Below are 21,903 nucleotides of genomic sequence, written 5' to 3' on the forward strand. Positions count from 1 at the left end.
TTTACTGATCCTTTTCTCTTTTCTCCCGGTACACGAATTTAATCGACGTACCTTCAAATCCAAATGTCTCCCGGATCCGATTCTCCAGGTACCTGGCGTATGAAAAATGCATGAGCTGTCTTTTGTTCACCTGGAAGGAAAACAGCGGCGGTTTCACGCCCACCTGCGCCACGTAGTAGATCTTCAGCCGTCTCCCCTTATCCGACGGCGGCTGCTTCATCATCATGGCGTCTGTCATAAGACTGTTCAGCTGACCGGTCGGCACGCGCACGGCGCGTATCTCTGCAACCCGATCTGCAGTCTGCATTACCTCGTTCAGCCGGATGTGATCCTTTACGGATATAAACAGAATCGGCGCATAGGATGCGAACTGCATATCAGACTGGATTTCCCTGCGGAAATCTCTCATGGTATTGGTTTCTTTCTTGACGAGATCCCATTTATTCACGACGATCACAATTCCCTTGCCGGCCTCATGCGCCATTCCGCAGATTTTTTTGTCCTGCTCGGTCAGACCCTCCGCCGCATCGATCATCAGTATGCAGACATCGGATCGTTCGATGGCCGCCACGGCCCGGATAACGCTGTATTTTTCAATGTCTTCATTAATTCTGCTCTGACGCCGGATTCCGGCGGTATCGATCAGAACATATTCCTTCCCCTGCCACCGGAACGGCGTGTCGATGGAATCTCTGGTCGTTCCCGCAATATCGGAAACGATTACCCGGTTTTCCTGAATCAGAGCGTTGATCAGCGAAGATTTCCCCACATTGGGCTTGCCGATAATAGCCAGACGTATCCGGTCGTCGTCCTCTGTTCCGGCTCCCTCCGGAAAGCTGGAACAGACCTGGTCAAGAACATCTCCGAAATTCAGTTTGTTGGCGGAGGACACCGGAATAGGCTCTCCGATTCCCAGCGAATAAAAATCATAGAGGGAATCCGGCGGATTCATCGGATTGTCCACCTTATTGACCAACAGAATCACTTTTTTTCCGGTGCGCCGCAGCATTGCGGCGACCTCTTCATCTGCTGCGGTCATGCCTTCCTTTCCGTCTACCATGAAAATGATGACGTCCGCCATATCCATGGCGATCTGTGCCTGCTCTCTCATCTGCGCAGGGATGACCTCCTTGCTGGCAGGCTCAATGCCTCCCGTGTCGATCATGCCGAAGTGAATTCCGTTCCACTCCGCTTCTGCATATATGCGGTCCCGGGTCACGCCGGGAGTATCCTCGACGATGGAGACTCTTCTCCCCACGATACTGTTAAAAAATGTCGATTTCCCCACATTCGGGCGTCCGACCACCGCCACAATCGGTTTACTCATCCGCGATTCCTCCCGTGACTTCAGCGGCGAATTCCGCCGCATTAAATTCTTCCAGATCCTCGACGCCCTCTCCGGTCCCGATGAACTTGATGGGCAGATCGAACTCATCTGCGATAGTAATGGCGATGCCGCCCTTCGCGGTGCCGTCCAGTTTGGTGATGATTACGCCGGACAGTTCGGCGGCCTCGTTAAACTGCTCCGCCTGCGAAACCGCATTTTTACCGTTCGTCGCATCCAGAACCAGCAAGGTTTCCCGTGCCGCCTCCGGATATTCCCGGTCAATGACACGGTTCATCTTGGCGAGTTCGTCCATCAGGTTCTTTTTCGTCTGCAGACGCCCCGCCGTGTCACAGATCAGCACATCGATGTTCCGGGCCTTTGCGGATTGAACCGCATCAAACAGAACTGCGCTGGGATCGGCTCCCTCCTGGTGCATAACAGTGTTGACCCCGATCCGGTCGCCCCAGATCTTCAGCTGCCCGGACGCTGCGGCCCGAAACGTGTCAGCGGCCGCAAACATCACTGTTCTTCCCTCTTTCTTCAGCCGGTTTCCGAGCTTTGCGATAGTCGTCGTCTTTCCGCCTCCGTTAATTCCGATCATCAGGATGACAAGAGGCGTCTTATCCGACAGCCTGTTCCGTTCTCCTTTGTCGATCAGGCGAATAATAATCTCAACAATGGCCTTTTTCACATTCTTTGGCAGAGTGATCATGTTGACCTTGATATATTCCCTGAGTTCCTCCATGATGTTCATGGTGGTCTCCATTCCGATGTCGGACGTGATGAGAATTTCTTCAATCTCATCCATCATCTCTTCGTTGATTTCCTGATGCATGAACAGGGCGTCATTGATGCGCTCTGCCATCCGTCCGAAAAATCCTTTTTTCTTTGTTGTAATCTCTGACATATTTTCTCCTATGCTTTTTTCCGTCCTGACGAACCCTCCCGCACAGAGACGGGATCATGGCATACCGGCCGCGGAAACTGCCCCGAACGTCGTGCCGCAACGCAGATCGGAGAGGACGCAGCACACCGGGTTTTCTTCAGCTTGCGTAATCCTCCGGATCGTAATCTCCCATCCTGAGACTGAGCAGTCTGGATACACCGCGCTCCGGCATCGTGATTCCGTAAAGCACATCTGCATGCTCCATCGTCGCCTTCTGATGCGTGATCAGCGCGAACTGTGTCTGGGTGAAGTTTTTCAGATATCCGGAGAACTTATCGATGTTCTCGTCATCCAGAGCCGCCTCCACCTCGTCCAGAATACAGAACGGCGTCGGCTTGGTCTTCAGAACCGCGAACATAAGTGCGATTGCGGTCATGGTTTTTTCGCCGCCGGACATCAGATTGATGTTCTGCAGCCTCTTCCCCGGAGGCTGTGCTACAATGTCGATACCTGACTCCAGCGGGTCGTTCTCGTTTTCCATCCGCAGCTCCGCATGACCGCCGCCGAACAGTTCCCGGAACACCTCTTCGAAATTGATTTCCACTTTGTCAAAGTTATCTTTAAATGTCTTTGTAATCGTCCGATCCAAATCGTCGATAATCGACTCCAGTTCCTTCAGTGCAGTGACTACGTCGCTCCGCTGATCCGTCAGGAAGGAATAGCGCTGACTCACCTGTTCATATTCAGCAATCGCGCCGACGTTGACATCGCCGATTTCCTTCAGTTCCTTCCGAAGTTCCCGGCTCTCTCTGACCGATGCGGTCATCGCGAAGTCTTCCTTCCGCAGTTCCTTTGCCTGCGCATAGGAAATCTCAAACTCCTCCCAGAGTTTATCCTTCATGTTGTCCATCTGCGTTTCATTTCTGGCCTGACGGATCTCCATCTGGTATTTCTGATCACGGACAGAATTGATGGTCTCCTCTGCGCCGGCCAGTTCTTCCGCCACAAGCTGCAGCCGCTCTGCGATCTGCGCCTTTTCACGGCTGATGGCGGCGCCGTTCTCCTCCAGTTCCTTCCGTTCCTTTTCCAGACGGAGCACCTGAGTATCGCTTCCCCGGTATCCGGCCGTCAATTCCCCGCGTTCCTGGCGCAGGGCGATCAGCTGTTGCTCCTTTTCCTTCGACTGTTTCTTCAGTGCGGCTAAATCTCCGCTGATCCGTTCCAGCATCCTCTCGTTGTTGGACGCTTTCTCTTCCCATGTACGGACGTCTATTCTCGCCTGAGTAATGGCATCGTTGGCGTCTTCGACCTCGCCCCGACGCGCCTGGTGCTCCGCCGTGAGATCCTCCACCTTCTTGCCGATTTTCTCGATTTCTGATTCCGCGGCCCGACTCTCCGTCATCATTCTGGAGATCAGTTCGTCCATATCCTTAAGCTCCTTCCGGATCTGAAGAAGCTCCACACGGTTCTTTTCCATACGCTCCCGGGCGTCGGCAAGCTGATTTTCACCTCCGGCGATTTTCTCTCCGGAGGTGGCGATCTGAAGTTCCATTTCCCGCATTTCCTGTTCTGCGTCCGTCGCGCCCTGCTTAAGTTCTTCAATCTCATCCAGAATCTGCTGAAGCTCCCGGACTTTTTCCTCCAGTGCATCGGTGTGATGCGTTATATTCTGTTTCAGCCGCTCGATCTCATTCTTTCTTTCCAAAAGATTTGCGGACTGATTTTTGTATTTTCCGCCGGTAATCGCGCCGCTGGTATTGATGATTTCCCCGTCCAGCGTGACGAAGCGGATTCCCTGCCGGCTTCCTCTGGACATGGCAATCGCCGCGTTGAGATCATCCACCACCGCGACACGTCCCAACAGATATTCAAAAATCTGCTGATAACGTTCATCGAATTCGATGAGATCCACTCCCATCCCGCGATATCCCTTCTGCCCGCTGATACGCGCATCAGGATGGATCCTCTTTCCGCGAATGGATCCTACCGGAAGGAATGTCAGCCGGCCGGATCGGTTCACCTTCAGTGCAGTGATAGCTTTTCGGGCGCTGTCGTCATCGGCAACGATGATATTCTGCATCGCCGCGCCAAGCGCGGTCTCGATGGCGGTTTCATACCCGCGGGGGACCTCCATCATTTCACCGACCACGCCCTCTATTCCCCGGATTCCGCAGCGCATGATATATTTCACAGCCGTGTTGTAGCCTTCATAGTTCTGCTCCATCTCCTCGATGGTGCGCAGGCGCGCCTCCTCACGGTTGTTTCGGATTCTCAGCTCCTCTGCAGTGCCACGCAGACTCCGCTCTTTCTCTTCCAGCTTCCGAAGGCGAAGAATCTTTTCGTTGTTTTCCGCAGCGAGTTCCTGCTTCCGCGCCTCTGCACGGCTCAGGCCCTCGCGCGCCTGCTCCAGTATTTTCCGGTCCTCTGCGGTTTCTTCCTCCAGTTTCCGGTTCTCGTCCGCGATCTGCCGCGCTCTGGATTCCAGCGTACCCTTATAGCTTTCATAGCTTTTCGCCTCACTGCGCTTCGAAGCGGCCTCACCGTTCAGTAAGATAATCTTTTCATTGCTGTCGTCGATGATTTCCGTGAACCGACTCGTCTCAGAGGTGATGGAATTATACAGCAGAACTTTTTCCTCCAGACTTCTTTCCGCCTGACCGCGGGCGTCCTCGATTTCCTTTTTCCGGGATTTCAGTTCCTCCGTTTCCTGCCCCAGCCGGTCGATACGAACCGTCAAGTCATCGATTTCACCGTCCAGCCGATCCTCCTCTCTGGCAAGGTTGGCCAGTTTCTCCCGGTTCAGCTTGCTTTCACCGGTAATACTGTTGATTTCCTCGATGGTCCGAACCATTTTCTCGTGATTCTTCTCGGAAACCGTATCCAGTGCTGCGCTGCGTTTCTGCAGTTCCTGAGATTCCTGGTCACTGCCGCGTTTTTTTTCTCCGGCGCTGCGCAACTGTTCCTCCAGTTCCTGAATTTCCTGCTTGTACTGTCTACTGCGTTCTGCCGCGTTTTCTATATTTCGCAGCGTAATGTTAATCTCAAGTTCCCGATATCGTTCTTTCAGTTCCAGATATCGCTGTGCCTTTTCGCTGTCTTCTTTCAGCCCGCCGATTCTTCCTTCGATTTCCCCGACGATATCGTCAATTCTCTCCAGATTGTTCCGGGTACCGTCCAGTTTGCGAACCGCTTCCTGTTTTCTGGTTTTGTACGCCACGATTCCCGCCGCTTCCTCAAAGATTTCTCTTCGGCTCTCCGGCTTATTGCTGACGATATCGGAGATTTTCCCCTGACCGATAATCGAATAGCCGTCCACGCCGATTCCGGTGTCCATGATGAGTTCCCGGATATCCTTCAGCCTGCACGGGTTGCTGTTGATGAGATATTCACTTTCACCGCTGCGATACATCCTTCTGGTAATCGCAACTTCCTTATATTCAATGTCAAGAAGACCTGTGCTGTTGTCTATCACCAGCGTCACTTCCGCCATTCCCCGGGGTTTTCGGCTCTCTGTCCCGTTAAAAATGACCTCCTGCATCTTCCCGCCCCTCAGGGCTTTCGGGCTCTGTTCGCCCAACGCCCAGCGGATCGCATCGCTGATATTGCTCTTGCCGCTTCCGTTGGGACCCACAATGCAGGTGATCCCCTCATGGAAATCGATTACCACCGGTTCGGCGAAGGACTTGAAGCCATGCATCTCCAGTCTCTTAAAATACATTAAATCAATCCTCCGTCCAACGTGGCTTTCGCTGCATTCTGCTCCGCTTCCTTCTTGCTCTTTCCCATTCCGGAGCCGAGTGTTCTTCCATCACAGGTCAGATGCACGTAAAAGGTTTTGTCATGATCAGGGCCCTCTTCACGATCCAGAACATAGCAGATGTCCGGGGCTGTGCCGTCCTTTTGCAGTATTTCCTGCACCTGCGTCTTGAAATCTGTAAACAGTCTGCCCTTTATGGCATCCTCGATGATGTCTGAGAATTCTCTGAGAACAAAGTCTGATGCGGCGTTGTATCCTCCGTCCAGGAAAATCGCGCCGATCACCGCTTCCACTCCGTCCGCCACAATCGATTCGCGGTGTCTTCCGCCGCAGTGATTCTCGCCGTTTCCCATATTAAAATACGCGCCGATTCCGATCCGGCTTCCTACCTTTGCCAGGGAATGTTCACACACCACAGCCGCCCTCGTCCGGGTCAGCCTTCCCTCTCCCACATTCTTCATCCGCCGATATAGTGCTGTACCTGCAATCGCGTCGAGGTACGCGTCACCCAGAAATTCCAGGCGTTCATTACTCTCAGTCGGATCCAGCCCCTCTTCGCGGCAGTAAGAGCTATGAGTAAGGGCTTTATTTAAAAGCCCTTTGTCACGAAACTCATATTGAATTTTCTTTTCAAATTCTGTGTTATTCATGATTCTCCGCGTTCTCGCCTTCTCTCGCAACAATTTCCGCCATTGCACTCCCGATGGTTCCGACAACGTTTTCATTCACATACGGAACAGCTTTCAGAATCGTCTGCTCCACCGCCCGGGCGTCCGACGAGCCGTGCATTTTCAGCAGAGCGCCCTTGACTCCAAGAATTGGCGCACCACCATACTCCGCATAATCGAACTCCGACTTGATCGCCCGCAGCTGATCGCTGAGCAACAGCGCCCCCATCTTGGAACGAGTGCTTGACATAAATCTGGACTTCAACTCCCGCAGAACCATCAGTCCCATACCCTCTGTAAGCTTGATAATGACATTTCCGGTGAATCCGTCCGTGACGATCACATCGCAGACCGCATCCTGCAGATCTCTGGCTTCGATATTGCCGATGAAATTCAGGCTGCTCCGGTCCAGAAGCTCATGGGCGGCCTTCGTGAGCGCCGTTCCTTTATGCTCCTCCGATCCGTTATTGACCAGCCCGACGGTGGGATTCTCACGCCCCAGGACCTTGTCCATGTAAATACTTCCCATGATGCCGAAATCCAAAAGGTTTTTCGGCTTGCACTCCGCATTTGCACCGGTGTCAACCAGAAGCGACGGCTCATGACCGATGACCGGATATACCGTTGCAAGAGCGGGACGGTCGATGCCATCCACCCTTCCGAGAATAAAAAGTCCGCCGGCCAGCAGGGCTCCCGTGCTTCCTGCCGAGATAAACACATCTCCCTCACCGTCCCGAACCATCGACATTCCGATGACGATGGACGAGTCCTTCTTGCGGCGAACTGCCCTGACAGGCGATTCATCGTTGGATATCGTCTCACCCGCGTGAACGATGCGGATCCGATCTCCCCGATAGCCGTATCTGTTCAGAAGCTGACAGAGCAGCTCCTCCTGCCCGATCAGCACAATTTCATCGGAGATCTGCCCCGCCGCGGCGATAGCTCCTTCCACAACGCATTCCGGCGCGTGGTCTCCTCCCATTCCATCTAACAAAATTCTCATGTCTGATCCTTTACAGAACGGCCGCGCCACACCGGTGACGCAGCCGTCATCATCTCATAAATTATCCTATTTCGCTTCCGCTTCTTTCTCCTTCGCCAGTTCCTTCACGATCTTGTCGATTCTTCTGGCAACCTCGCGGAAATCATCTTCCTTATATCCTCTGGTGGTCATCGGAGCAGTTCCGATCCGAACGCCGCTTGTCTGCATCGGGCTGCGCTGGTCGTTCGGAATCGCGTTCTTGTTCAGCGTAATTCCGTTCTCGTCGCATCTCTCCTGCAAATCCCTGCCGCTGAACGGGAACTCCGACAGATCCAGCAGGAACACGTGATTGTCCGTTCCTCCGGTCACGACTTTATAGCCGAGCTTGATGAACTCGTCGCACAGAGCCGCACAGTTCAGCACGACCTGATGGGCGTATTCCTTAAACTCCGGCTTCAGTGCTTCCTCAGCGCAAACCGCTTTTCCGGCGATGATATGCTCCAGCGGACCTCCCTGCGCATAGGGGAATACCGCGCTGTCGATCTTCTTCGCGAATTCCTGTTTTCCGAATACCAGACCGCCTCTGGGGCCGCGCAGCGTCTTATGTGTAGTCGTGGTGACGATGTCCGCATAGCCGAACGGCGACGGATGCTCCCCTGCCGCGACCAGACCGGCGATATGAGCCATATCCACCATGAAATAACATCCGACCTCCTTCGCAATATCCGCAAAGGCTTTGAAATCAATAATTCTGGAATATGCGCTGGCACCGGTCATAATCAGCTGCGGCTTATACTCCAGCGCCTTTTTCCGCACGTCTTCCATATCAATGTAGCCTTTGTCATCCACATCATAGAAGATCACGTTGTACAGCTTGCCGCTGAAATTCACAGAGGAACCGTGGGTCAGATGTCCGCCGTTGTCAAGACTCAGGGACAGAATCGTATCTCCCGGATTGATCAGCGCCTTATATCCTGCAAAATTCGCCTGAGATCCGGAGTGAGGCTGCACATTTACATGATAGTCCGTATGGAATACCTCTCTCCATTTGTTGCAGCAATACTCCTCCAATTCATCCACAAACTCCGTTCCGCCGTAGTATCTGCCTTTGTTCCCGGAGGTTCTCACATACGGATATCCTTCTGCGTACTTCCAGGAGAGACAGCTCCCGCAGGCCGCCAGAACTGCCTCCGAGCAATAGTTCTCGGAAGCGATCAGCTCGATATTGTTCTTCTGCCTGTTGTACTCCTTCTCAATGAGGGATCCCACCGTCGGCGAGTACTTCTTAATAAATTCATAGTTTTCAACGTTGTAATTGTTATCGTCTTTTCCGTCTCTGTTAAACATTTGATACTCCTCTTCTCCATAGACAGGCAAATACCTGAAGACCAGAATCTGCAATAAAAACTTATGTTTTATTATATCAAACAGCCGGCCGACTGACAAGTTTTTTGGCCGTCTGCGGCAGATATTACGACAAGACCGCGTCAGAAATACGGATGCTCACCTCAGTCCCGCTGCGATCATCACCGCTTCCGGGCAAAACAGCTGAGCCTGTAAACATACTTCATCAGAACGGCGACCACCACAAAGCCCAGTCCTATGGCCAGCGCCACCACAAGGGCGGTGACTCCGTTGGTCTGCGCCATATGATAGTGCTGACGGACGATTCCGTACATCATGTTGTACAGGTTGCGTCCCGGAATCAGGGGAACCGCGGCGGCTGTCAGGAATATCGTAGCGGGAGCTTTGTTCACCCTGGCCATGACCTCGGCGTAAAGTGCGACAAAGATAGATGCGATGAAATTGGACCAGAAGTATGTACCGAGCGCGTCATAGGCGGCGAGGAAGACGCACCAGGTCAGAAGGCCGCCTATGCCCGCATAGAGGATCTGCTTTCCGCGGATCTTCAGCATAACGGCGAACCCGATGGAGCCGATGAAGGCAGCGCCGATCTGAATCAGTTCATTCGTGCTGTTCATATATGAAGAACACCTCCCGTAAGGACGATCGCCATCGCAAATCCGCAGGCAATGGCCGCCGCGACAATCAGTGCGTTGGTCAGCCGGAGCATTCCGGAGGCGATATCGCCGATCAGCATATCCCGTATCGCGTTGGTCATGGCGATGCCCGGAATCAGCAGCATGATGCCGCCCATCATGATTTTGTCCGCGTTCGTTCCCACGCCCGCGTGAACCATCAGAACCGCCGCAATACCCGCCAGAAACGACGTGATGAAGTTGAAGACAATCTGGTTGTTCTCACGAGGTGCCAGAAACCGGGTAATCAGAACAATGACGACAGCCATTCCCACCGCAGCGATACTGTCCTTAACGCTTCCGCCGAAAAAAGCCGTGAAGCCCGACGCGGCACAGATGCACCCGAAAAGCCCCAGCCATCCGGGCTGCTCCTTCCGGTTCATCACCTCGTCCAGCTTCTTTTTCATGTGCTCCACATCCGGCTTCACGACGCAGATATAACGGGAAAGATCGTTCAGATAGTCCAGACGGTCGAAATTGACGTCGTTCCGCTCGATGCAGCGGATATGCGTCAGAATCTGCCCGTCCGGCGCTTCCACCGTCACCTGCAGATTGGAAACGATGATGAACACGTTGATGCGGTCGCAGCCGTAAGCGCGGCACATCCGCTGGATGCTTTCCTCCACCCGGCTGACCTCTGCTCCTGCCACCACCATTTCCTCTCCGATATCCAGAATCGTCTGCAGCAGTTTATCATAACTGATATTTCTGTTCTCCAGATTTTCCATAAATCACTCCTGATTTTCCCGGAGCAGCCGGATCACATCTCCCCGCAGAGCCCCGATCAGATACAGTGAGCCGGTGAACAAAATAAGATCCCAGTCGTCCTTCCCGGACATCGCCATCCGGGCGGCCTCCTCCGGCTCTGTTACTGACTCACAGGAGGCGCCGAGTCCCCGGAGTTTCTCTGCCAGTTCCGCCGCATCAAGCTTTCTGGGATTCGGCGGTTCTGTGGCGACAAACTGATCGGTAATTTCCCGAAACTCAGCCAGAACATCGTCCACCGCCTTGTCGGCAAGGATCCCTGTCACCATCAGAATCCGTTCCCCGCGGAAATGTGTAAGTACTGTTTTCTTCAGCGCCGCCGCGCCGGCAGGGTTATGCGCACCGTCCAGAATCACATAAGGCGACCGGCTCAGAACCTCGAACCGCCCAATCTGGCGGGCCCGCTTCATTCCTTCTTTGATTTCCCGCATCGTCAGTTCCGGCAGAACTCCCTGCTCTGCCAGCAATGTAACGGCGAAAAGCGCGCATACCGCGTTCCGGACCTGGTGCTCTCCCGGCATGCAGATCTCAACGCCCCGGTATTCCCGGTCCAGGATTTCCGCGTTGAAGGAGCAGCCCTCCAGCGTTTCTCTCACTGTTTTTACCGGTACCCGCGCCGCATCGAACAGCGGCGCGTCCAGTTCATTGGCCCGTTTGCGGAACACGGCCTTCGCGTCCGGATCCTCCGCACCAACGATGACCGGGCACCCCTGCTTGATGATTCCCGCCTTCTCTGCAGCGATCTCCGGAATCGTTTCTCCCAGCCTGTCTGTATGATCCAGAGAAATCGACGTAATTATCGAGCATAAAGGCTTCTCGATGATGTTGGTGGAATCTCCTCTGCCGCCGAGTCCCACCTCCAGAACCACAAAATCGCAGCCCTTTTCCCGGAAGAACACGAAGGCGACAGCGGTCACAATCTCAAATTCTGTCGGGGATTCCATTCCCTCTGCGACCATTTCGTCCGCCGCGGCGATTACTCTGTCCGCGATGTTTTCCAGCTCCTCGTCGGAAATATATTCCCCGTCCGCCTCAATGCGCTCGTTGAATACCTCCAGATACGGCGATGTGTAGAGACCCGTATGGTAGCCGGCAGCCCGCAGAACCTCATAGACATAACGGCAGACAGAGCCTTTTCCGTTGGTTCCGGCCACATGGATGACCTCCAGTTCCTTCTGCGGGTCACCCAGCTTCGCCATCAGCGCATTCATCCGCTCCAGCCCCAGAACCATGCCGAATCGCAGGTATTCATGAATACGATCTACTGCCTTCATTTCCCCGCCTTCTTTTCCACGTTCGCCAGCTGCTGGCTCACCTTCTCCAGCATTTCTTCGTAACACGCCTTCTTGGTCTTTTCCTCTTCGACCACCTTCTCCGGAGCTTTTGCGACAAAACCCGGATTGGACAGTTTCTTCTCAGCCCGCTCGACTTCCTTTGTCAGTCGCTGTTTTTCCTTTGTCAGCCGTTCCAGTTCTGCATCGATATCCACCAGCTCCTCCAGCGGAATGAAAATCTGCGCACCGGCAATCACGGCAGACATGGCGTCTTCGGGTACGTCGTCCTTTGTTTCTGCAAAGGTAATCTCAGTGAGGTTCGCCAGTTCCCGGATGTAGCGTTCGCCTTCGCGAATGCGGCTGAGATCCTCTCCCTTTGCGACGATAACGGCAGTCAGTTTCCGCGACGGCGGCGCTCCCGCTTCTCCCCGGATGTTCCGGATAGCTGTAATCGCCTCCATCGCCATATTCAGAATCGTCTCCTCTGCGGCGAAGTGTTTTCCCTCGCCGGCGACAGGCCACTCCGCGCTGATTAAATAACCGTTTCCTCCCCGGCTCTCCTCCTCCGAGTGCGGCAGGTAGCTCCAGATTTCCTCGGTAATGAAGGGCATAAAGGGATGCAGAAGTTTCAGCATATTCTTCATGGCGTAGACTGCAACGAAACGGGCCGTCTTCTTGTCCTCCTCGTCATCACTCCAGAAGCGCTTTTTGATAATTTCGATATACCAGTCGCAATACTCGTTCCAGATCAGATCATAGACCCTCTGTCCGGCCAGAGCCAGGTCGAATTTCCCCATCGTGTCGGTCACATAGCGGACCGCATCATTGATCCGGCTGATCATCCACTTGTCCTCATCCCGGAGGGCGATGCAGGAGAAGTCGTCGGTATCGGCGCAGGCCATTCCGCAGCATTCGCTGCAGCATTTCGCCATGGGAAGCATTTCACCCTTCTCATCCTGAATATTCATGATCAGGAATCGGGCCGCGTTCCACAGCTTATTCGCGAAATTCCTCGCGGCGATGATGCGCTCGTCCTGATAGCGCATATCGTTGCCCGGCGTAATTCCGGTAATCAGCATGAAGCGCAGCGCATCCGCCCCGTATTTGTCAATTTCCTCCAGAGGATCAATGCCGTTGCCCAGAGACTTGCTCATCTTCCGTCCCTGCGCGTCCCGCACCAGCCCGTGAACGTACACGTATTCAAAAGGCGGTTCTCCCATGGCCTCGCAGCCGGAGAAAACCATACGGACAATCCAGAAGAAGATGATGTCGTAACCGGTGACCAGCACGTTGGTCGGATAGAAGTAGTCAAGTTCCGGCGTCTTCTCCGGCCATCCCAGTGTAGAAAACGGCCATAACGCTGAGGAAAACCAGGTGTCCAGCACGTCCTCGTCCTGCCGCAGGTGACGGCCTCCGCATTTGGGGCAGACATCGGGATCCGTCTCGCTGACGATGATCTCGCCGCAATCATCACAGTACCAGGCGGGGATCCGATGTCCCCACCAGAGCTGACGGGAGATGCACCAGTCCCGAATCTCACGGAGCCATCTCAGATAAGTCTTCTGGAACCGCTCCGGCACATGCTTAAGTTTTCCGGACTCCGCCGCCTCGATAGCCGGTTTCGCCAGCTCCTCCATCTTCACAAACCACTGATCCGACAGCATCGGCTCGATGACCGTATGACAGCGGTAGCATTCGCCTACCGGAATCACCATGTTGTCGGTCTTCACCAGATATCCAGCTTCCTCCAGATCAGCAACCCACTGTTTCCGGCATTCGTAACGATCCATTCCCGCATATTTCCCGGCATTTTCATTCATCGTGGCATCCGGATTGATGCAGGAGATAATCTCCAGATCGTGACGCTGCCCCACCTCAAAGTCGTTGGGGTCGTGGGCCGGCGTAATCTTTACGGCGCCGGTGCCCTTCTCCGGATCAGGATAGGGGTCCGCGATAATGGGAATTTCCCTTCCCACCAGAGGCAGGATCACCTTCTGTCCGATCATATCAGCATAGCGTTCATCCTCCGGGCTAACCGCGATCGCCACGTCTCCGAACATAGTCTCCGGCCGGGATGTGGCAACGACCATATCTCTGCCGCCCTTCTCTGCCGCCGGATAGCGGAAATACCAGTAGAGCCCGTTTTTATCCTCGTGCTCCACCTCCGCGTCCGACAGCGACGTTCCGCAGCTGGGGCACCAGTTGATCAGCCGGTTGCCTCTGTATATCAGTCCTTTTTTGTATAATCTGACAAAGAACGTCCGGACGGCTTTACTGCATCCCTCATCCATCGTGAAGCGCTCTCTGCTCCAGTCGCAGGAATCTCCCAGCTTCCGGCACTGACGGGTGATCCGTCCGCCGTACTCCTCTTTCCAGGCCCAGGCTCTGCGCAGGAATTCCTCGCGGCCCAGATCTTCCTTTTCCAGACCTTCCTCCTCACGGATTTTGTTGACAACCTTCACTTCCGTCGCGATGCTGGCATGATCGGAACCCGGAAGCCAGAGCGCACTGTAACCCTGCATCCGCTTCCAGCGGATCAGCACGTCCTGCAGAGTCTGATCCAGAGCATGCCCCATGTGCAGCTGCCCCGTAATGTTCGGAGGCGGCATGACAATCGTAAACGGTTTCCGGTCCGGATCCACCTCCGCACGGAAAGAGCCGTTTTCCTCCCACATTTTATAGATGCGATCCTCAAAATCCTTCGGATTATAAGTCTTTGCCAGATTTTTTTCCATATAGCTTCTAACTTCCTTTCTTCTGTAATAACTTCTGTTGTAATATCTTCTGTGGCTTCCTTTTCGACGATGTCTCCTGCGACGGAGACAGCCCTCGCAGCTGTCTCTGTGACGACCTTCCCGGTGCCCTCGCAGCTGCCTCTTTTCCGGCGGCCTCTCTTCCTGCAAAAAATGAAAATCCCTTGCACTCCTATGCAAAGGACGAAATAACTCCGCGGTACCACCTTTGTTCCAGGCCGCATGCGCGAGCCTGACCCTTCATTATCGCTGCTGAGACTCCAAAGCAACCTTCCGCGAACGCCTTCTCCCGGACCTCTCAGCCTGTGGATCCGACTCTCTGTAGAGCGCTCTTCCGCGTACTCCTCTTCTTCTCCGTCTCTATGAAATTACTTTTATTATTTTACCATAATCTGTTGCGGATGCAAGAACAAAAAAAGGGCTGCTCTCCAGCCCTGAACCCGCCGTACCCTGCAGGAAGTCTTTGCACAAACCGCAGAGTGCGGGCAGACTACAAATCAAAATTATTTTTCCTGCTCTCCCGGCCCTGCCTCCGATCCCTGCTCTTCTTTACGAAATATCTGATCACCACGATGACAACGATGACAAGAATCACAAACATGATATAAACCGGAATCATCTGCAATACAAACGGACTCATCTTCATACCTCCTCAAAAATCTCACAGTTCCTCAGCATTCCCAAATTTTCCAATGCCATGAAAATGCGCACATCTGTTTTTTTAATTATACTGCGATTTTAAAAAAAATCAATTATTTGCAGAAATATCTCATATTTGCTGTAACCCTTGTTTTTCCGCAATCTCCGCATTCGTCTCTCCGCAATGACCCGCGTTCCGCCGCAGTTCCCTGATTGGATTACAGCCTCAATTATTCCGATTTTACCCAAATTCATTTGTTTATATTTAACAAAAATTTATTTTATAGTTGTTGACAAGTTACAACATATGCTGTACTATATTGATAGTTAATCGGAAGTGATTAAAAAAATTTAACAGCCCTCTCCGTTTTTCGAAGTATACTGGCGCCCCCGGGTGCCAGCCTTCAAAAACTTCATGCAGTTGCCTGTGGTCTCCGGCCGTTCATCCGACGCGCCGGAGCCGCGGCAAGTGCACTATAGACTGTTATCATCGGAAGCATTTGCTTCCTTCATGATAAAACGACACGAAAATGCCATAATAAGTCGTTCTATGCGCAGTTGTTCTGATGAGGTACTTTCGGCAATATGCCGGCACATTTAGATACTCCTGAATAGTTGATTTGATTGATTATACAAACTACCTTCCTCATCAGACAATTGGCGGTAGAGAAAACCACACACGCTGCAGCGTGTTTCTTTTTTTTTACTGAAAGATATCCGTCTGCCCGGGAAGTCCGGTCTCCGCAAGGCCTGATCGTCTGCAGTCTGCCGAGTCTGCTGTACCTGCCGCGTCTGCGAGTCTGCCCCCCCTCTTGCCCCCGTCCTGACGATCGGCGTGCGCAGCGAATCCGGAGTCATGGCAGGACGCCCCATATATGCAAAGAGCGCCGGCGGGGAAACATTCTCACGAACATACCCCGTACAGCGCTCTTCTTTTGAAGGATTTGTTTTATCTTTCACCGCTGGTGCGGAATCAGGCGTCATCATATGCTCTCTGACTCACTTATATTCTATTCAGATAATTCATTAAAACTCAAAAAAACTCATGCGCGAGAAAATTTATGTTTTTTTCGTTCTTTCACGGCACCTCATCGATTTGCAGACTGTCACCTGATGGAATTTCCGTAGAGAATCAGTCCCTCCATGAAATGAGAAATACTGACCCTGCCACCGCTTTTACTTTTTCCTTCCAGGAAATCCATCTCGTCCCGCACCGACTTGAAATCAAAAACATAATTTCCGTATATCTGGAATACCTCGCTTTCATAATCAGCAAGAGCTGCGCTGGCCACATTCGTCAGTCCCTTCTTCATGGCACGGCGGATACGCTGCTCCAGGTTTTTCACAGAATCACCCCGCTCCTCCGCCACCCGGCTCAGAATTTCTTTGTCGTAGCCGCAGCCGCAGTCCCTCATACAGGCGTAGACTTCCCGGATCTCCCGGGTACCTTTTTCGCCCAGCATACCGAGCATATTGAAGATCATGTCCAGACTCTGAAGTTCCTCGTTCACCGCAGACTCCTCCGAGAGAGCATCCTCAGCGGCTTCTTTTTTGTTCCCGTCCTCACCGAAAAGCTCGCGGAGATTCTCCATGATTCTCCTCATTCTAATTTTCTCTGCCACATTCTTGAGGACTTTCTCCACCTCGGCGATATTGACTGGCTTGTGGATGAAGAACTCTACGCCCGCCTTATAGGCGTTGCCGATCATCTCTTTGTCCGTGACCTTGGAGAGCATAACAAAGGCAGAGCCGCTTCCGCGCTTCCGCAGCCGCTCCACCAGGGAAATCCCGTCCATCTCGCTCATCAGCAGATCCACAAGCACGATATCCGGTCTGTCCTCGAGAATTTCCTCCATCGCAGCCTCCGGATCCGTCGAATATCCGCACACCTCGCCGATATCACGGCTCCGTATAATGTTTGCAAGCGATTTGACCGTCGCGATATTGTCATCCACTATGTAATACTTCATTGCGAGTCCTCTTCCATCTGTTTCGCCGGAATCAGCAGCGTGAATTCGGTGAACTTTCCCGGTCTGCTGTTCACAGCGATCGTTCCATGAAATACGTTTTCCACATAATCCTGAACAACGTTCAGCCCCAGTCCCCGCTGGATGTATCCCGTTTCCCGGTTGAATTTCGTAGAGTATCCGTCCAGAAAAATCGTGTCAAGGTCCTCCTTCTCGATGCCGGGTCCGTTGTCGTAAACCGTAATGCGATAATACAGAGTTCTGTTTTCCCCGCGGACCTCTCGGGCCTCGGCACTCAGTGTCAGAATGATGCGACCCTGCTCGGTTCCGATGGCTTCCGCCGAGTTAGTCAGCAGATTCCGGATGACCGACATCATCTTGAAGCTGTCGTGCACCTTGAAATCCGCCTGACCTCGAACCATGACGGACGCATGGTATCCCCGACGCCGGATTAAATTCATAACATTGGCCTTCTCCAGCTTGCAGATTTCACTCATCAGCATCGACTGATTTCCGATCTTGTCCAGATAATCCTCCTGAAGAACAGAAATCACGTTCTGATAATCCGCCTTGACCTCATGCGTATTCTTGGCGATTTCCAGAATCTGAGTCGTGAAACGGTGAGGAACCTCCGGATCCGCTCCGGCCTCCTTATAAAGATTATACGCCTTTTTCATGACTTCTTCCACATCTGATTCATTTTTTTCCATCAGACGCATCTCACTGTCCACAACCGAGGCCTGAGTCAATAGCCGTTTGTACACTTCATCATGTTCCCTGCGCACCAGAAAGCTGGAGTAGGACTCGATCGCCACCAGCACCACCACCACCAGTGCGGTCCTCACGAGGGCGATGATTCCCAGATAGGTCAGAATCTCCACTGTGAACAAAGGATGGCCCGCCAGGATACTCCGTATCGTCATCTCTCCCACATTACCGAAAAAGTCGCAGAACGGGATTACAAAGGTAAAGTTCCGCAGCGTCTTGGGACCGTCAATCAGAAAGCGATAGATCAGAGTGTACAGAATTCCATAGGTGAAAAAGAAACCTATGTCCGGCAGCACTGTCTCCAGTGTGTACTGCAGTCTCCCGTCCTGAATATACGTCAGAATCAGGCGGAACAGTGGCGAAAAAATTCCGGACAGCGCTGCGATATACATCGGAGACAGATCCTCATAGCAATAAATGAAAATGCCCATAATCAGCACCGACATCGCAACGATAAAGCCCTCCGTAATAAAATTAAAACGGATCAGCGCCGCCATCGACACAAATAACGCAACCGATATTGTTTTTAAGATCTTTTCTCTGTTCATAATTCTCCCACGAGCCTGTCCGAAAGGCGGTCCTCTGCGGCGGCCGGCCGGTCGTCCTCCAGCTGTCCTTCCGCTCGCCGGCCGCTCCCTGAACGCAGAAATACTCCTCAGACCCCGACTCCGGGATCCAAGGAGTGTATTCCGTTACCTGTACTGATTCTGAGCGCGCAGGTCTTCCCTGCAGTAAACCCGCTCCCCGCCGATATAGGTTTCTTCCACGCAGACCTCGTCGATTTTCATCGGATCCACGGTAAACAGATCGTCCGACAGCACCGCAAAATCCGCCGCATATCCGGGCTTCAGCACGCCCAGCCCGGCGAAGCCGGAAACTTCCGCTGATTCCTTTGTGTATAAAATCATCGCGGTTTCAATATCGAGCCGCTCATCCTGACCGATATCCGTCCCGTCACAGGCGTAGCGCGTCACCGCAGACTTCAGATTGGAAAACGGATCCGACGGCACGGCCCACGATGTTGCAGGCGCATCCGTGGACAGACACAGCTTCACGCCGCGATCCAGCATCGTCCTATGCGGATAGATGTGCCGAAGACGCTCCGGATCCATATTGCTCTTATAGGTCTCGATTTCACAGTACTCAAAGATGGGCTGACTGGCGAATCCGAAACCCCGCTCCGCGGCCCTTGCGACAGCCCGGTCCGACGGCTCGGTCAGATGCTCCACACGAAGACAGGGCACCTTTCCGTCGGTCCAGTCCTTCTCCGGGTAAACCCTGTCGATCACCCGGTCGATGGCTCTGCCGCCCATGGCGTGAACTGAAAGCTGACAGCCCGTCCTTTTACAGAACTCCAGCGCCCGCTCCATACTTTCGTCGGAATATACCGGGAAACCGCATTCCTCCGTTCCCAGATAAGGCTCCGAAAGCCATGCAGTCTTTCCGCTGATGCTCCCGTCGCCGATCAGCTTCAGTCCGGCAATGCGGATCTGCCGGTTCCGATCCATCAGTTCCGGCGTGATGTCGAACAAGGGGTCATCCATAAAGTAATCCCACATATAGTAGAGTGAAACTCTCTGACGGAACCCTCGCTTCACCGCCTCCTCGTAGAATTCGTAATTACCGCCCTCGTGGAGATTCCCCATATCCGTAACGGCAACGATTCCCTGAGAGGTCAGGAGATTTCCCAGATCGATCAGCGACGCCACAGTGCTTTCCTTTGTCTCCGGCGGCATGAACGGGAGCACCAGATCCCGGGCGTTTTCCTTCAGCACACCGGTGGGTTCGCCGTGCTCGTCACGTTCGATCTCTCCGCCCTGCGGGTCAGGCGTGTCACGGGTAATTCCCGCGAGTTCGAGAGCCTTGCTGTTCACACAGCGGATATGCTCGCAGCTGCGGGTCAGGAACACCGGGAAATCCGACGATCCCTTATCCAGATCATAGCGGTTCGGGGAACGATGCTCCGCGAATTTGCCCTCATCGTATCCCCATCCCTTGATCCAGCCACCCTCTGGCTTTTCCGACCGTACCCGGGCGATTTCCTGAATCAGCTCCTGAATGGAATTGACTTTCGGCGGAAGGCAGGCGATCTGCCTGCTGAAATCCGCCAGCATGACCGGATGCATATGCGCATCCACGAATCCCGGGATCACGGTTCGGCCGCCCAGGTCAATCCGGGGGTATTCCCCGGCGGGAAGATCCTTTTCTGCTCCCGCAAACAGAATCCTGCCGCCGTCGCAGAGAAGAGCCTCCGCGTACAGAGACTCCGCTCCCGAAATATCCGAGGTGAAGATTTTTCCGTTGACAAATGCCCTTTTCACGATTTAGTCCTCCATCATCACCGCGCCCTTGCAGCTCGGTCCAACCATCTTGGAATAGCGATAGAGCCATCCGTGCCGGATATTCGGCTCCCGCGGTGTGTATTCCGCTCTGCGGGCGGCGAATTCCTCATCGCTGACACGGGCGTTCAGCTTTCCGTTGGGAATGTCGATCTCGATGATGTCACCTTCCCGAAGCAGACCGATGTTTCCACCGGCTGCCGCCTCCGGGCAGACATGTCCGATAGAAGCTCCGCGGCTCGCTCCGCTGAAGCGCCCATCCGTAATCAGCGCCACCGTCTTGTCCAGCTTCATACCGGCAAGCGCACTGGTGGGATTCAGCATTTCCCGCATACCCGGGCCGCCTTTCGGCCCTTCGTAGCGGATGACGACCACGTCGCCGTCCACAATCTTTCCTTCGTAGATGTCCTTAATCGCGTCCTCCTCACAGTCATAGACCCGCGCCGGACCCTCATGCACTAGCATTTCCGGAGCGACGGCGCTTCTCTTAACAACGCTGCCCTCCTGAGCGATATTTCCCCACATCACCGCGATACCGCCGGTTTCCGAATAGGGGTTGTCAATGGGACGAATCGCATCTGTCTTAATATAGGCGTTTCTGATATTCTCAGCCACGGTATGACCGTTTGCCGTAAGGAGATCCGTTTCAATCAGATTCTTCTTGTTCAGCTCCGCGAGTACCGCCTGCACGCCCCCCGCCTGATTCAGATCATGCATATGTGTCGGGCCTGCCGGCGCCAGGTGACAAAGATTCGGCACCTTTCCGCTCATCTCATTGAAAACCTCCATGCTGAGAGCGACTCCCGCCTCATTGGCGATCGCCAGCAGGTGGAGAACCGTATTGCTGGAACAGCCCAGAGCCATGTCGCAGGCGAGAGCGTTCCTCAGAGATTTCTCGTTGACGATCTGGCGGGCAGTAATATTCTTCTCCACCAGATTCATAATCGCCATGCCGGCGTGCTTCGCCAGCATGATACGTCCGCTGTGCACCGCGGGAATCGTTCCGTTCCCCGGAAGTGCCAGTCCGACCGCCTCGCAGAGACAGTTCATACTGTTCGCGGTGTACATGCCGCTGCAGGACCCGCAGCCCGGGCAGACATTCTGCTCGAACTCGGTCAGTCCTGCATCGTCAATGATACCGGCCTTGCGTGCCCCAACTGCTTCAAACATTTTAGATAACGAAGTTTCCACGCCGCCTACCAGGCCGCTCATCATCGGACCGCCTGAGCAGACGACAGTAGGGATGTCGATCCGGACGGCCCCCATGACCATTCCCGGAACGATTTTGTCACAATTGGGCACCAGCACCAGCCCGTCGAACTGATGGGCATTCGCCATCGTTTCGACACTATCTGCGATAAGTTCACGGCTTGCCAGGGAATACTTCATTCCCACATGACCCATGGCGATCCCGTCACAGACTCCGATTGCCGGAACCATGATGGGCGTGCCGCCGGCCATACGCACGCCGGCCTTCACAGCCTCTGTTATTTTGTCCAGGTGCATATGCCCCGGAACGATTTCACTGTGAGCCGAGACGATACCGATGAGCGGTCTCTCCAGCTCTTCCTTTGTGTAACCCATAGCGTAAAAAAGGCTTCGCATGGGAGCCTTTTCTACGCCTTTGGTTACATTATCACTTCTTCTGGTCATAATATAACCTCTCAGTTTCTCATTTCTGTTCTCTATACTGCTTTATCTCTTTCAATGCCGATCACCTTGCCGATGCCCCTGCAGAC

At 53.6% G+C, this 21,903-nt stretch carries 15 protein-coding genes; all 15 read right to left on the reverse strand.

The window, feature by feature from the left end; genetic code table 11:
• Position 1: 1 nt before the first annotated feature.
• On the reverse strand, positions 2-1,327 hold the full coding sequence (gene der, locus FYJ64_RS00680; RefSeq protein WP_154573327.1) for a ribosome biogenesis GTPase Der: 1,326 nt from the start codon (positions 1,325-1,327) through the stop codon (positions 2-4).
• Positions 1,320-2,234 carry a signal recognition particle-docking protein FtsY gene (gene ftsY / locus FYJ64_RS00685; RefSeq protein ID WP_154573328.1) on the reverse strand — a complete coding sequence of 305 codons (915 nt, stop codon included), beginning with the start codon at positions 2,232-2,234 and terminating at the stop codon, positions 1,320-1,322. Before ftsY ends, der begins: the two co-directional genes overlap by 8 nt.
• 136 nt (positions 2,235-2,370) lie before the next feature.
• A complete protein-coding gene (gene smc, locus FYJ64_RS00690) occupies positions 2,371-5,931 on the reverse strand; it encodes a chromosome segregation protein SMC (RefSeq protein ID WP_154573329.1) in 3,561 nt (1,186 codons plus the stop codon).
• Positions 5,931-6,620, reverse strand: coding sequence for a ribonuclease III (gene rnc, locus FYJ64_RS00695; RefSeq protein WP_154573330.1), 690 nt, complete (start codon positions 6,618-6,620; stop codon positions 5,931-5,933). The genes smc and rnc overlap by 1 nt, the downstream gene beginning before the upstream one ends.
• Complete coding sequence (plsX, locus tag FYJ64_RS00700) at positions 6,613-7,641, reverse strand: phosphate acyltransferase PlsX (protein WP_154573331.1); 1,029 nt, start codon at positions 7,639-7,641, stop codon at positions 6,613-6,615. Before plsX ends, rnc begins: the two co-directional genes overlap by 8 nt.
• 66 nt (positions 7,642-7,707) lie before the next feature.
• Positions 7,708-8,967, reverse strand: coding sequence for a serine hydroxymethyltransferase (locus FYJ64_RS00705; RefSeq protein WP_154573332.1), 1,260 nt, complete (start codon positions 8,965-8,967; stop codon positions 7,708-7,710).
• 179 nt (positions 8,968-9,146) lie between these two features.
• Entirely contained in the window at positions 9,147-9,602 is a 456-nt protein-coding gene (locus tag FYJ64_RS00710; protein ID WP_154573333.1) for a threonine/serine exporter family protein, read from the reverse strand.
• A complete protein-coding gene (locus tag FYJ64_RS00715) occupies positions 9,599-10,387 on the reverse strand; it encodes a threonine/serine exporter family protein (protein ID WP_154573334.1) in 789 nt (262 codons plus the stop codon). The genes FYJ64_RS00710 and FYJ64_RS00715 overlap by 4 nt, the downstream gene beginning before the upstream one ends.
• Positions 10,388-10,390: 3 nt before the next feature.
• A complete protein-coding gene (locus FYJ64_RS00720; RefSeq protein WP_154573335.1) occupies positions 10,391-11,698 on the reverse strand; it encodes a bifunctional folylpolyglutamate synthase/dihydrofolate synthase in 1,308 nt (435 codons plus the stop codon).
• Positions 11,695-14,433: a valine--tRNA ligase gene (locus FYJ64_RS00725; protein WP_154573336.1), complete on the reverse strand. Its 2,739-nt coding sequence runs from the start codon at positions 14,431-14,433 to the stop codon at positions 11,695-11,697. The genes FYJ64_RS00720 and FYJ64_RS00725 overlap by 4 nt, the downstream gene beginning before the upstream one ends.
• A gap of 508 nt (positions 14,434-14,941) precedes the next feature.
• Positions 14,942-15,091, reverse strand: a complete 150-nt coding sequence (locus FYJ64_RS00730) for a hypothetical protein (RefSeq protein WP_154573337.1) — start codon at positions 15,089-15,091, stop codon at positions 14,942-14,944.
• 1,105 nt (positions 15,092-16,196) lie between these two features.
• Positions 16,197-17,060, reverse strand: coding sequence for a DNA-binding domain-containing protein (locus FYJ64_RS00735; protein WP_154573338.1), 864 nt, complete (start codon positions 17,058-17,060; stop codon positions 16,197-16,199).
• The gene (locus FYJ64_RS00740; RefSeq protein ID WP_154573339.1) at positions 17,057-18,373 is read right to left on the reverse strand and encodes an ATP-binding protein; all 1,317 of its coding nucleotides are present in this window, start codon (positions 18,371-18,373) and stop codon (positions 17,057-17,059) included. The genes FYJ64_RS00735 and FYJ64_RS00740 overlap by 4 nt, the downstream gene beginning before the upstream one ends.
• 144 nt (positions 18,374-18,517) lie before the next feature.
• Positions 18,518-20,146 carry an amidohydrolase gene (locus tag FYJ64_RS00745; protein ID WP_328596971.1) on the reverse strand — a complete coding sequence of 543 codons (1,629 nt, stop codon included), beginning with the start codon at positions 20,144-20,146 and terminating at the stop codon, positions 18,518-18,520.
• Positions 20,147-20,149: 3 nt separating this feature from the next.
• On the reverse strand, positions 20,150-21,817 hold the full coding sequence (gene ilvD, locus FYJ64_RS00750) for a dihydroxy-acid dehydratase (RefSeq protein WP_154573340.1): 1,668 nt from the start codon (positions 21,815-21,817) through the stop codon (positions 20,150-20,152).
• Positions 21,818-21,903: the final 86 nt, after the last annotated feature.

The organism is Hornefia butyriciproducens, from assembly GCF_009695915.1.
Taxonomy (GTDB): Bacteria; Bacillota; Clostridia; order Peptostreptococcales; family Anaerovoracaceae; genus Aminicella; species Aminicella butyriciproducens.